This is a genomic window from Ferdinandcohnia sp. GQ5, from assembly GCF_059759275.1.
In genome coordinates this window covers 1-12,273 of sequence record NZ_JCAXEW010000008.1, presented here as the reverse complement: position 1 = coordinate 12,273, position 12,273 = coordinate 1, and the positions used below count along the sequence as shown (strand labels likewise).

The following is a 12,273-nucleotide window of genomic DNA, read 5'->3' as shown; positions in this document are numbered from 1 at the left end:
ATATTAATTCTTTGGAGGCTGATTTGTGAAATATATTAATCTGATCTTATTCATTTTTTTAACATTATTTACTTCAGGCTGGACAAGCGAAAATGTGCGGACTAATATAGAGAAAATTAATGTTAAATTATCCGAAGATGAGATTGCGATTACATTTTTAGACCTATCAAATGGTGAAGCAAGTTTGATCCATATACCAAATGGAGAGTTTTTCCTAGTGAATACCGGTGGGAACGGAACCAAAGAGGAACTAAAGGAGTACCTTGAAGTCTATGAAGTGAAAAAATTAACAGGCATTATTATTACAAAACAAGACATATTATATACTTCAAATTTAGACTGGCTAATACAACAATTCTCAGATGTACAAATCATCCAGGGAGCACATAATAAGCAAGAGTACTCCAAAAATAATATCGTTAAGTGGGAAAATCAAAAGACCTATAAACTAAGCTCTTTACTAGCTGCTGAAGTCATTCATGAAGACCACATAAGCGAGAAGTCTCTTGGTATGGATGTATTATTCCGATTTGGTAATCATCAGGTTCTTTTTATGACCAGTGCTAATTCAGAATTAGAGCATCAAATGCTGTCAAATAAAGTGCTGCCCATAACAAATATTTTAAAGGTTCCGGAATTTGGCCATGCAAAGGGTTCAGGAGAAAAATTTGTGAATCATGTAAATCCCCAAATTGCGATTATTTTTCATAAAAAAGGATCACTTCCTAGTTCAGATGTGTTAGAAAGACTAAATAGTAGTTGGATCGACATTTACTATACAAAACAGTTTGGCAGTGTCACCATCAAATGTACACAGACCGATTACGAAGTTTTTCCCATTTCGTTAAAAAGTGTTAAACCAAAGGGAGACCAAGAATAAAAAAGACCTGTCAAAGACAGGTAAAGGCATGGGATTAGGAGTTAATTTTTTATTAAAAAATTATATTGTGAATGGTTATACACCTGTTATAATGATGTAAGGCAACTTAGTGTAGACAACTTCAACTGTAATGTTGTAGTACTTCTATTGTTGCCGTTAGAGAGATATCGTATGAGTAGAAAAATTTGTGATGAATGAAGGGAGAGCTCTTGCTTGGAAAGTAAGATAGAAATTCTATCGACTGTTAAGATTCAAAATACTCCTGATTTATATAAAATTGTTGATTTGTTAAATCGAAGTTTAAAACATGAGGATCTTATGTTTGGATTGGCACTCGATAAAGATGATCAAAATAAAGCAGTTTTTACAATTTATCGAACGTAAAGAAGTTGATTAAAATGAAAAAATGGATCATATGGATACTCGTCCTTCTCCTTATTATTATAATTTGGACAGGAATCGGCATTTATCAATCGGCATTGAAGCCATACAATAATGCTCAATCGAAGGGAAATGAAATTGCGCTCGAGAAGACAGTAATTGAGACAATTGATGATAGTTATACATATTTTGGAACGAAAGCGTATCAAGTCGTCATCGGTAAAAATGATGAGGGTGAAAAAGTGATTGCTTGGATTCCAGAAAAAAAAGGTAAAATAGTAACGCGATTTGAACGTGATGGAATCACAGAAAAAGAAGCAATTACTATACTAAAAAGGGAACGGGATCCACAAGAAATTCGTTCCGTCAAACTAGGGATTGAAGATAATATTCCGATTTGGGAAATTATTTATATAGGTAGTGATAATCGATTAACCTACCATAAATTGTATTTTGAAACTGGCAAATATCGCAATTCAATCAAACCATAATACGTGGGGGGAAAACCATGAAATTAGCAAACAGAGTAGCAGCATTAACACCTTCATCTACACTTGCAATTACTGCAAAAGCAAAAGAATTGAAGGCAGCGGGACATGATGTAATTGGACTTGGTGCAGGTGAACCGGATTTTAATACACCTGAACACATAATCGAGGCTGCAATCAAAGCAATGAAAGAGGGGCATACAAAATATACACCTTCTGCTGGATTGCCTTCGTTAAAACAAGCAATTTGTAAAAAGCTTCTAAAAGATCAACAATTAGAATATAAGCCAAATGAAGTGATTGTTGGAACTGGTGCAAAGTTTGTATTATATGCTTTATTCCAAGTACTTCTAAATAAAGACGACGAAGTTATTATTCCTACTCCTTACTGGGTTAGCTATCCCGAGCAGGTAAAGCTCGCAGATGGTGTACCAGTGTATGTTGAAGGCAAAGAAGAGAATAATTTTAAAGTCACAGTAGACCAGCTGGAAGCAGCCATTACAAATAAAACAGTTGCTTTAGTATTAAATTCACCAAGCAATCCAACTGGTATGCTTTACTCAAAAGAGGAATTAAAAGCAATTGGTGAATTATGTGTGGAGCATAATATCTTAATTGTGTCCGATGAAATATATGAAAAACTCGTGTATTTTGGTGCTACTCACTATTCAATAGCTCAGGTAAGCGAAGAAGTGAAAGCAAAAACTATTCTTATCAATGGACTTTCTAAATCACATTCAATGACAGGTTGGAGAATTGGATATGCAGCGGGTCCAGTTGATATCATTAAAAGCATGACAGACCTTTCAAGTCATAGTGTTTCTAATCCAACTTCGATTGCACAATATGCATCGATTGCTGCTTATGAAGGTTCACAAGAACCTGTAGAAACAATGAGACAGGCTTTTGAACAAAGATTAGATGTTATTTATGATAAGTTAGTAAGTATTCCTGGAATTTCATGCAAAAAGCCACAAGGGGCTTTCTATCTATTTCCGAATGCAAAAAAATGTGCGGAACTGACAGGATATGATAATGTAGATGATTTTGCAAAAGCACTATTAGAAGAAGCACTTGTTGCTGTTGTACCTGGGTCTGGCTTTGGTGCACCAAACAACATTCGTCTATCTTATGCTACATCATTAGAACAGCTTGAAAATGCGATTGATCGTATTCGTAAATTTGTTGAGGAAAAGATGAAATAAAAAATTTATATGGGGATGGTTCAATTGGAGTTTATTCACTCTTGAACCATCCCCATGGTATTTCTTGCTTCATTATGACAAGATATGTATAATAAAGTAGGAATTTATACATAAGTGGCGATAATAACGCCAATGCGCATTTGATTGATTTTTGGAGGGACAATTGTGAAAACAACTATTTCAGAAGTTAATAAATTTGTTGGAGAAGAGGTTACAATCGGTGCTTGGTTAGCGAATAAACGATCAAGTGGAAAGATTGCCTTTTTACAACTTCGTGATGGGACAGGCTTCATACAAGGTGTCGTTGTAAAGGCGGAAGTGGATGAGGACGTTTTTAAAACGGCGAAATCAATCACACAAGAAACATCTTTATATGTAACCGGTGTTGTTAGGGAAGACGAAAGATCACCTTTTGGTTATGAACTAACGGTTACAAATATTCAAGTCATACATGAAGCAGTCGATTACCCAATTACGCCAAAAGAACATGGAACAGAATTCTTAATGGATAATCGTCACTTGTGGCTTCGATCAAAGAGGCAGCATGCTGTCATGAAAATCCGTAATGAAATTATTCGTGCAACTTACGAATTTTTCAATGACAATGGTTTCACAAAAGTTGATCCACCGATATTAACTGGAAGTGCACCTGAAGGAACAACTGAACTCTTCCAAACAAAATACTTTGATGAAGATGCATATTTATCACAAAGTGGACAACTATATATGGAAGCTGCAGCGATGGCTTTAGGAAAAGTATTTTCCTTCGGCCCAACATTCCGAGCGGAAAAATCGAAAACAAGACGCCATTTAATCGAATTTTGGATGATTGAGCCGGAAATGGCCTTCTATGAACATGAAGATAGCTTAAAAGTACAAGAAGAATATGTTGCACATATTGTTCAATCTGTCTTGAAAAACTGTCAATTAGAGCTGAAAACATTAGGCCGTGATGTATCGAAACTTGAAAAAATACAAGCACCATTCCCACGTATCTCTTATGATGAGGCTATTGAGTTTTTACATGAAAAAGGCTTTAACGACATACAGTGGGGCGATGACTTTGGTGCTCCACATGAAACTGCAATTGCCGAAAGCTATGAAAAACCTGTGTTTATTACGAATTATCCTAAGGGAATTAAGCCTTTTTATATGCAACCAGCACCTGATCGTGATGATGTGGTGTTATGTGCGGACTTAATTGCTCCTGAAGGATATGGCGAAATCATTGGTGGATCAGAGAGAATTCACGATTATGACCTTATGAAACAACAGCTTGAAAAACATGGATTAACAAGTGAAGCGTACCAATGGTACCTTGAATTACGTAAATATGGTTCAGTACCACATTCGGGCTTCGGATTAGGCTTAGAGCGAACAGTAGCATGGATTAGCGGTGTTGAGCATGTTCGTGAAACAATCCCATTCCCACGCTTATTAAACCGTCTATATCCATAATTAACAATAGTAGGGACCTTCTTTAATAAGAGGGTTTCTTTTTTATTTTTTGAACAAATCCAACCCAAATATTTCTTTCTTATTGCTAATCGTAATCTCATGTTATACTAGGGTATGAAGAGGTGTTTATACATGAAAATGGATAAATTAGTTGATTTATTCGAACAAGGCAGTATTTCAATTCCGAAAATGTTAATGTCCTCGTATCGACATCTACAGCTTAATGAAGAGGAAATGATGGTCCTTTTCCATATCCTAACTTTTATGGATGGTGGAAATTTCTTTCCTACACCAATTGAAATCTCAAATCGCATGACAATTACAGAAGAAAAATGTATGGAAATTCTACGTCAGCTCATTCAACGTGGTTATTTAGAAATAAATGAAGGAAATGATGAAAATCGTATCATCTACGAAAAATACTCTTTACGACCATTATGGGAGAAAATGCTCCAACATCTTGTTCAACAAAATATGAATGAAGAGAAAGAAATCGAAAAACAACACGAAAAGGACTTATATAGTATTTTTGAACAAGAATTTGGACGACCTCTCTCACCATTTGAATGTGAGTCCTTAGCAATGTGGTTAGATCAAGACCATCATGATCCATCCATTATAAAAGCAGCATTACGAGAAGCAGTTATGTCTGGAAAGCTCAATTTCCGATATATTGATCGAATCCTCTTTGAATGGAAAAAGAACGGTATTCGTACCATTGAACAGGCTCAGAACCATTCTCAAAAGTTCCGGCAACACCAACATAAACAAAAACAATCTGAGCAACCTCAACAGGGAAATTACAAACGGACAATCCCTTTTTATAATTGGTTAGAGAGCTAAAGATAAAAAATAGGTGATAAAAAATGCTAAACAAACAACAAATTCAATTTTGTCTAGACACAATGGGGGAGATGTTCCCGGAGGCTCATTGTGAGCTGAATCATAAGAATCCATTTGAACTGGTAATTGCTGTTTCATTATCTGCTCAATGTACAGATGCATTAGTTAATAAAGTAACAGCTTCTCTTTTTGAAAAATACAAAACACCAGAGGATTACTTAGCTGTTTCTCTTGAGGAGCTTCAAAATGATATTCGTTCCATTGGTCTTTTTCGAAACAAGGCAAAAAACATTCGTAAATTATGCCAGATGCTAATTGAAGAATATGGAGGCATACTTCCACAAGACCGTGATGAATTAACAAAATTACCTGGGGTCGGTAGAAAAACGGCTAATGTTGTTGTCTCAGTAGCCTTTGGTATTCCAGCAATTGCAGTCGATACTCATGTAGAAAGAGTAAGTAAGCGACTAGGATTTTGTAGATGGAAAGATTCTGTATTAGAAGTTGAAAAAACATTAATGAAAAAGGTTCCTAAAGAAGAATGGTCTGTGACCCATCACCGAATGATTTTTTTCGGAAGATACCATTGCAAAGCCCAAAATCCACAATGTGAAATATGTCCGCTATTAGAGGTTTGTAGGGAAGGGAAAAAGCGCATGAAGGGGAAAGAAAAAGTTGGATAATGAAAAGAGTATTTCTGATATTATTGAAAAATGGGATACAAGAAAAGAACATCTAACTTACTGCTATCGAAATCGAGATAAAGCTACGGTTATTGAGCCGATGAAAGAAGCAGTAGATGATTTTTTAACCTTTTTATGTTTAATAAATGAAAAGCAATTTTCGAGTGCAGAAAACATACTTGAATACTCCAAGGAATTTGATTATAAGCCGATTAATTTTGAGGAGCGGATATCATTTATTTTAAAAAAGCCTCATCAATACCATTCATTTGTACAATTAAACGAACTTTACCATGAACTTCTAAAGCTTCATGCAATCATGAAAATTAAAACGCAAAAAAAATAACGCACATTTAGTGCGTTATTTTTTTATACTTATTCTCGGTCTTCGTTACCAGGTGGGAGAGGTGGGAAGATCGCTCCTTCACCAATACCTTCGCCTTCACCGTTGCCATGACCTTCACCATCGCCACCATTATCACCTTCGTTTCCACCATTTTCATTACCTGGTGGAGTTACAGGAGGGAGTGGAATTTCAATTTCTTCTTCCTCTGGTTCCGGAACATTAATGGTATTTGATGCAGGATCACTGCGTTTTTTAGGATTATCATCATTTACAGCTGTAACTGTAAATTTGTAGATCGCTCCTGGAATAGCATCAGGAATTGTATAGCTTAATTCCTTAGTCGTTGTAAGAACCTTAGCAGGTCCTTCGTCAATTGAAACACCAATCTCAAAGCTATTACCATCAAGCTCACCTTCAGTATATGCCCAAGATAGATTGATTTGATTTGTTACTTGGTCATACTGCACATCAAGGTTAGAAGGTGGGTTAAGTTTGTCATATTTCTCAGACACTTGCGTTGGTTCAGTTCCTTTTATGAAATATTCATAAACAATTTGGTCTTTTGGCGTAAAATCACTTGGAAGTTTTGCAGGATTTGATCCTTTTTCAACTCCGACTTTAACGACTGATTTTGGCATTACAAAATCCTCTGCTTCTTTTCCTTCAGAAAGATTAGTAATGATGTTTCTAAATAATTTTAATGCTAGGTTCTGTTCAGCCGGTTTAATAGGTTCACGATTATTTTTATATCCCGTCCAAATGGCTACCGTATGGCTAGGTGTGTAGCCGCTGAACCATACATCTGGGACACCCGATGAAATATTATATTTTTTCATATCATCTGCGGAATAGTTGGTTGTTCCTGTTTTACCAGCAATTTGTAATCCAGAAACATCATATCTACTTCCGGAACCAAAATCCATTACAGATTTTAGCATGTCCGTAATCATAAACGCTGTTGCTTCCGACATTGCTTCTTCAGGCTCTGGAGCAAGAGTTACTTCTCTTCCATCCGGAAAAACAATCTTGTCAACCGCATGTGGTTTGATAAAGTTTCCTTGATTTCCGAATGCTGCATAAGCACCTGCCATTTCAAGAGGAGAGATACCGCCTGACATCCCACCGATTGAATATGCCTCATTAATTCTCTCATCAAATGTAATTCCAAGACGTTCTGCAAATTCGGTAACTTTGGTTACGCCTACTTCTTGGAATGCCTTAAGTGCTGGGATATTCCTTGAGTGGGCTAAAGCAACTCTTGCAGATATTTGTCCCATATGTTTTCTGTCAAAGTTATTGATTGGCACACCATCTGAATAGGTGTACGGTTCATCTTTAATTTGCTGATAGGTTGACCATTTTAAATATTCAATAGCAGGGCCATAGTCTAAAATAGGTTTAATCGTTGAACCCGGTTGGTTTTCGGATTCAAGTGCAAAGTTTCTGCGGTTATTTTCGGCTTGGTTTCTTCCGCCGCCTAATGCTCTAATTTCACCTGTTTTTGTATCCACTATCGCGATTCCAGCTTGGAACTCTTCATTTGGAAATTGAACATCAGGATCTTCATTTGCTAATAATGAATCGACATGTTCTTGTGCTTTAGGGTCAAAGGTTGTATAGATTTTTACACCTGCATTATAAACATCGATATCATCATATTCTTTAAGCTCGATTTTTACTTGGTCCATGAAAGAATCGATTGGAGATGATTGTTCGTTTGATTCTACTATAGATGATTCAATCGGAACCTTTTTAGCAGCTTCTGCTTCATCTTTCGAAATAAATTCATGCCTAACCATTAGGTTTAATACAATATTACGGCGCTTTTCTGCTGCTTCTGGATGAACAAAAGGGTTATAGATCCCTGGGTTTTGCCCTAATCCAGCAATAAAGGCTGATTCATGCAGCTCAAGTTCATCTAGTGACTTATTAAAATATTTTTCAGCAGCCTTGGATACACCATATGTGTTACCGACCCCGTAGTAGATTTTGTTAAGGTACATTTCAAGTATTTCATCTTTTGAGTACTTTCGTTCTAATTGAAATGCAAGCCATAGCTCCTGTGCTTTTCTCGTAAGCTTTTTTTGCCCTTCTTCGAAGAAGGAGTTCTTTATTACCTGTTGTGAAATGGTACTCGCTCCTTCAGAGCCAAAACCATCAGTAATATTTGCGACAACGGCGCCACCAAGACGAATCACATCCAAGCCGTGGTGCTCATAGAAACGTGCATCCTCGACTGCTATTACCGCATTCTTTAGATCCTCTGGTATTTGATTAAGAGGGACGTAGGTCCGTTTTTCTGCGCCAAATTCATAAATTTTGTTGCCATCCTTATCATAAACTTTTGATGAAAGTGGATCCTTTAATAAGGATTCATCTAATGGTGGAGCTCCACTTGCCATTACGAAGAATGTCGTAGCCCCGGCTACCATTCCTATTATTCCTATTAATAGGACAATAAGTATAATTCGCTTAAATAACGAACCCTTTGCTTTTTTTGGTGTCTTCTTTTTTTGATTCGCATGTCGACGTTCTTCACGTGTTTTATATTTTTCAGACATACTATTTCCTGCCTTTCAAATGCATTCATACATATTGACGTTTTTGAATTGCAAAATGTTTCATTTCTAGCTTTTTACTATTCAAAATAGAGTTGATTAATAATTTTAATATAATCAATTCTTGGCCTAAATCCAATAGATAATGGATGGCCATAGGTTTCTACTTCTTTTTTTGTTATTGATTTTCTTCCATCAGCCATTTTTCGATTCCAGAAGGTTAGTAAGTGCTTTGCCTCAAGTAAATACATTTCATCTATTGTTGTAAATCGAAGAATTACAAAGCAAATCCCATTTTGTTTTAAACAATCAGACATATGCTTTATTTGGTGCTCGTGAAAGTTTTGAAGCGGAAAAGAGGTTTTATTTTTCGTTTCCTTCGCTTCAAAATCAATATATCGGCCTTTGTATATACCATTATAGTCCGTGGTTGATGCTTGTTTAAAATAGGCTTCCTTTATGACTGCTGCACTTCTTTTCGGATAATCGACATTTACGATTTGTACAGGTGTTGGTTTTTTATGAATAACTGCAATTTCCTGCTCCAAATAAAATTGATTTGTTTCGTTGAGATCTTCTTCAAGTGTCATTCCACGATTCCCGTATATTTTTTGCTTGAGATGTGGTTTGTTTTTTACTTGTTGGGGCTTATATACTTTCCCATTTGGATAACGAAACTCCATACTCCCATCCCCCTTAAGACACCTATTATACCAAAAACTTCTCAGAAATAGTTTAACGAAATTGTTAACAATTAGGGTGAGGCCAAGAAGGATTACATATCACTATACCATACTATTCGCCTGAAAATATACTTTTGGGGGCGTGTTGTACGCTAGGATGGACACACTATGGTAAGAGGTGTGAAAAGAATGAGTAAAAAACAAACCGATATACTAGAAATAGAAACGATGGTAGATATTCGAAGAAACCAGGAACATAATTTAACGATAGAAGAAAGAGAAATACTTCTGGATATTCAATCAAAAACAGCAAAAGGGAATATTGATAATATTTCACGGACGAAAAGTTATGCAACTTACTATAAAAAAAATACAGAGATACAATGGTCATTTTTAGCAAGTCAAGTATCACGGAATGCTGGTTGGAATATGACCGATTTAGAAGGGGAATGGATCCCGAGAATTCTAACTGAAAAAGAGAGAAGAACTTTATTTAATACATATGAACGCGCAAACTGGCTCATTTTTTCAGATGCATTTCCACAACTCTTGATTTACGAGTATTCGAAAAAAATAGGGAAGCCTTTGTTTCACATGCTAAAAATGTTTTCGGTATCCAAATTTGTCGAGGCAGAATGGGAGTTTTTTTGGCGATTTGGTAATCGTGGTCGTTTGGTAACAGCCCAAATCATTAATGAACAGAATATCATTCAAAAGCCTGTAATAGAACATCCATTACTAAAAAGGAAGGTTTTTCAAAGTTTCTTTTATAATCTTCAGGACTTTCTGCACTTTAGTTCAGTCATTTATCCAACATTGGATGGAAGATTATTTGGATTTTCCGTTCATAAATTTACAAAACTAGATAATAGAATTGAACTTGGTAAAAAGCTTGCATCCCTTTTATTTCATAAGGACTATTATAAATATTTTATACAGTTTTCTAACGTTGTAGAGCATACAGGCTCTAGATATGATTATGAAAGGTATATAGATGAGCGAAGATTTCGTAATACACCATTTTTACGAACTACCTATCCGATTATCCAACACCACAAAGGCAAGACATTAGATTGGTATAAAGGGGAGAGAAAAGCTAAATGGTTTGCGGAAGTTGAGTTAGGAGACCAATTTGACCTTACAAAATGGTTCTTAAAGAAACAGAAGCAAGTACAAGCAGGAATCATACTAGAAGAACTGTTATTAAAAAACAAAGGCTGACAGTCAGCCTTTGTATGTATATTATGTTGATGGTCTATCTGGTCCTTCTAGTTTTTTGTCTCCATAACCAGGTGCTTTCTCTTCATTACGTTCTTGATTATTTTTCTTCTTATTTTGCTTTGCCATAGGATTTTCACCTCCTACTCGTAGTGTGAGCATCTTTCAAAGATAACATTCTTAAAAATGTTAGGAAACCATTGTCGAAAATAGAGAAAGTTGTTGGAGTAATACCACTTTCTTTGACGAATAAAAACTAGTTTTGTCAAGTGTGCAGGAGGAACAATTTCGGCATCGAATTAACTAAAAAAAGACCGAATAGGAGGATGGATATGTTGAAGGGTGAACTTACGACGAAAGCGCATGTTCTTGGGGATATTGATCAATTGCTTAATTCATTAAACACGATTGATAAGCAAATTCAGGCAGAAGTAGATTTGTGTATTGATGAAGGGAAAGATCTGAAATTGATTCAAATTAAAGGGCTTGAAAATGATCTCATTTCCTTACAAAAGACATTTCTTAATCAAAAATCAGAACAATCACCGCAAACCGGAAAGGAACATTCTTATCACTTAACATTAAGCTATTAAAACGGTAAGATAGATGTTGAGGTGAGAGAATGTACACGGAACTATTGGCGAAGACGAATATTTTAAAGGATCTCTGTGACCAATCCATTAAACGATTAGAGGATGTTAAAACAAGTGAATCCTATGAAGTGGATTTTTATAAAGAAGTAAAACCTTTTGTAGATTCTACAATGGAAATAGCAGATAGTTGGAGAGAATTGGCGACTGCATGGATTAATAAAGAGTTTCCGAAAAATCTTCATCCTAATCAGATTGATGCTACACATGAAAATATCCAACATATCTCCATCCAAAGTTTTTATCAAGATACAAAAGTTAAACGTTTTAAAAATATGTATGAATCGGTTCAATTTGTACTAGATAACATCCTTGTAAGGGCTATAAAACCAAAACAATAAACCCTCCTTTAAAGATACCTTGATATCATGGTATCTTTTTTTGAACATCTAACCCAACTTTTACATAATCTATAGTAAAAGAACATCACAGGAGGTTTGTTCCACATGTATCAAAATTTTCGCAGGAACAAATATGCTGCTAGACCTTATGGTAATTCGTGGCCTTATTTGGGGCAACCTACTTATCAGCAATTTTACGGAGGAGGGTACCAATCGAATTGGAATCAATACAATCCTCCAACCTATATGCACTATAATATGAACAATTATCCTGGTTATTCTCCATACGGATATCAGACACCTTATTTAAATCCTTATCCTACCCCTAACTTAACTGGTTCAGATCAAATAAAGGCGAAAGGGGCTGGGGGCATCCTAAATCAATTTAAGAAAAAGGATGGGACCTATGATATCAATAAAATGATGGATACAGCAGGGCAAATGGTAGGGGCAGTGAACCAAGTTAATTCAATTGTGAAAGGCTTAACGAAAACATTTAAAGTGTAGATTTGAACAAATAAAAGAAAGCTGTCACTATT

Annotated in this window: 15 protein-coding genes; 12 read left to right on the top strand and 3 right to left on the bottom strand. The window is 35.7% G+C overall.

Annotated features, from left to right (window positions below; all coding sequences use genetic code 11):
* Positions 1–25 precede the first annotated feature (25 nt).
* The 8 genes from AC6CHV_RS11215 (at position 26) to AC6CHV_RS11180 (ending at position 6,284) form a co-directional block, all read left to right on the top strand.
* On the top strand, positions 26–880 hold the full coding sequence (locus AC6CHV_RS11215; protein ID WP_498078924.1) for a ComEC/Rec2 family competence protein: 855 nt from the start codon (positions 26–28) through the stop codon (positions 878–880).
* Between the two features lie 213 nt (positions 881–1,093).
* A complete protein-coding gene (locus AC6CHV_RS11210; protein ID WP_121448954.1) occupies positions 1,094–1,264 on the top strand; it encodes a DUF4264 family protein in 171 nt (56 codons plus the stop codon).
* A gap of 14 nt (positions 1,265–1,278) precedes the next feature.
* Positions 1,279–1,752, top strand: a complete 474-nt coding sequence (locus AC6CHV_RS11205; RefSeq protein ID WP_341331064.1) for a cell wall elongation regulator TseB-like domain-containing protein — start codon at positions 1,279–1,281, stop codon at positions 1,750–1,752.
* A gap of 17 nt (positions 1,753–1,769) precedes the next feature.
* Positions 1,770–2,954 carry a pyridoxal phosphate-dependent aminotransferase gene (locus AC6CHV_RS11200; RefSeq protein WP_341331065.1) on the top strand — a complete coding sequence of 395 codons (1,185 nt, stop codon included), beginning with the start codon at positions 1,770–1,772 and terminating at the stop codon, positions 2,952–2,954.
* 165 nt (positions 2,955–3,119) lie between these two features.
* Positions 3,120–4,412, top strand: coding sequence for an asparagine--tRNA ligase (gene asnS, locus AC6CHV_RS11195; protein ID WP_341331066.1), 1,293 nt, complete (start codon positions 3,120–3,122; stop codon positions 4,410–4,412).
* Positions 4,413–4,544: 132 nt separating this feature from the next.
* Positions 4,545–5,255 carry a DnaD domain protein gene (locus tag AC6CHV_RS11190; protein ID WP_440274300.1) on the top strand — a complete coding sequence of 237 codons (711 nt, stop codon included), beginning with the start codon at positions 4,545–4,547 and terminating at the stop codon, positions 5,253–5,255.
* Positions 5,256–5,278: 23 nt separating this feature from the next.
* The gene (gene nth, locus AC6CHV_RS11185) at positions 5,279–5,938 is read left to right on the top strand and encodes an endonuclease III (RefSeq protein ID WP_099362757.1); all 660 of its coding nucleotides are present in this window, start codon (positions 5,279–5,281) and stop codon (positions 5,936–5,938) included.
* Entirely contained in the window at positions 5,931–6,284 is a 354-nt protein-coding gene (locus tag AC6CHV_RS11180) for a YpoC family protein (RefSeq protein WP_498078923.1), read from the top strand. The genes nth and AC6CHV_RS11180 overlap by 8 nt, the downstream gene beginning before the upstream one ends.
* A gap of 29 nt (positions 6,285–6,313) precedes the next feature.
* Here AC6CHV_RS11180 and AC6CHV_RS11175 read toward each other — a convergent pair whose 3' ends face one another.
* Both AC6CHV_RS11175 and recU read right to left on the bottom strand, forming a co-directional pair.
* Positions 6,314–8,845 carry a PBP1A family penicillin-binding protein gene (locus tag AC6CHV_RS11175; RefSeq protein WP_498078922.1) on the bottom strand — a complete coding sequence of 844 codons (2,532 nt, stop codon included), beginning with the start codon at positions 8,843–8,845 and terminating at the stop codon, positions 6,314–6,316.
* Between the two features lie 77 nt (positions 8,846–8,922).
* A complete protein-coding gene (recU, locus tag AC6CHV_RS11170) occupies positions 8,923–9,525 on the bottom strand; it encodes a Holliday junction resolvase RecU (RefSeq protein WP_341331071.1) in 603 nt (200 codons plus the stop codon).
* A gap of 189 nt (positions 9,526–9,714) precedes the next feature.
* Here recU and AC6CHV_RS11165 point away from each other — a divergent pair, with 189 nt between their 5' ends.
* Complete coding sequence (locus tag AC6CHV_RS11165; RefSeq protein WP_498078921.1) at positions 9,715–10,746, top strand: DUF2515 family protein; 1,032 nt, start codon at positions 9,715–9,717, stop codon at positions 10,744–10,746.
* Positions 10,747–10,767: 21 nt separating this feature from the next.
* Here AC6CHV_RS11165 and AC6CHV_RS11160 read toward each other — a convergent pair whose 3' ends face one another.
* Complete coding sequence (locus AC6CHV_RS11160) at positions 10,768–10,872, bottom strand: hypothetical protein (RefSeq protein ID WP_494776435.1); 105 nt, start codon at positions 10,870–10,872, stop codon at positions 10,768–10,770.
* A gap of 203 nt (positions 10,873–11,075) precedes the next feature.
* On the opposite strand from AC6CHV_RS11160, the gene AC6CHV_RS11155 reads away from it, so the two are divergent.
* The 3 genes from AC6CHV_RS11155 (at position 11,076) to AC6CHV_RS11145 (ending at position 12,241) form a co-directional block, all read left to right on the top strand.
* Positions 11,076–11,336, top strand: coding sequence for a hypothetical protein (locus tag AC6CHV_RS11155; protein WP_341331072.1), 261 nt, complete (start codon positions 11,076–11,078; stop codon positions 11,334–11,336).
* Between the two features lie 29 nt (positions 11,337–11,365).
* The gene (locus AC6CHV_RS11150) at positions 11,366–11,734 is read left to right on the top strand and encodes a YppE family protein (protein WP_341331073.1); all 369 of its coding nucleotides are present in this window, start codon (positions 11,366–11,368) and stop codon (positions 11,732–11,734) included.
* A gap of 105 nt (positions 11,735–11,839) precedes the next feature.
* Positions 11,840–12,241: a YppG family protein gene (locus tag AC6CHV_RS11145; RefSeq protein WP_121448944.1), complete on the top strand. Its 402-nt coding sequence runs from the start codon at positions 11,840–11,842 to the stop codon at positions 12,239–12,241.
* The last annotated feature ends 32 nt before the right edge of the window (positions 12,242–12,273 follow it).

What these genes read in the sequence shown, in the direction of transcription:
- AC6CHV_RS11150 (WP_341331073.1), top strand. Translation starts at nt 11,366, where the DNA reads ATGTACACGGAACTATTGGCGAAGACGAATATTTTAAAGGATCTCTGT.
- AC6CHV_RS11190 (WP_440274300.1), top strand. Translation starts at nt 4,545, where the DNA reads ATGAAAATGGATAAATTAGTTGATTTATTCGAACAAGGCAGTATTTCA.
- AC6CHV_RS11200 (WP_341331065.1), top strand. Translation starts at nt 1,770, where the DNA reads ATGAAATTAGCAAACAGAGTAGCAGCATTAACACCTTCATCTACACTT.
- AC6CHV_RS11165 (WP_498078921.1), top strand. Translation starts at nt 9,715, where the DNA reads ATGAGTAAAAAACAAACCGATATACTAGAAATAGAAACGATGGTAGAT.
- nth (WP_099362757.1), top strand. Translation starts at nt 5,279, where the DNA reads ATGCTAAACAAACAACAAATTCAATTTTGTCTAGACACAATGGGGGAG.
- recU (WP_341331071.1), bottom strand. Translation starts at nt 9,525, where the DNA reads ATGGAGTTTCGTTATCCAAATGGGAAAGTATATAAGCCCCAACAAGTA.
- AC6CHV_RS11205 (WP_341331064.1), top strand. Translation starts at nt 1,279, where the DNA reads ATGAAAAAATGGATCATATGGATACTCGTCCTTCTCCTTATTATTATA.
- AC6CHV_RS11175 (WP_498078922.1), bottom strand. Translation starts at nt 8,845, where the DNA reads ATGTCTGAAAAATATAAAACACGTGAAGAACGTCGACATGCGAATCAA.
- AC6CHV_RS11145 (WP_121448944.1), top strand. Translation starts at nt 11,840, where the DNA reads ATGTATCAAAATTTTCGCAGGAACAAATATGCTGCTAGACCTTATGGT.
- AC6CHV_RS11155 (WP_341331072.1), top strand. Translation starts at nt 11,076, where the DNA reads ATGTTGAAGGGTGAACTTACGACGAAAGCGCATGTTCTTGGGGATATT.
- AC6CHV_RS11160 (WP_494776435.1), bottom strand. Translation starts at nt 10,872, where the DNA reads ATGGCAAAGCAAAATAAGAAGAAAAATAATCAAGAACGTAATGAAGAG.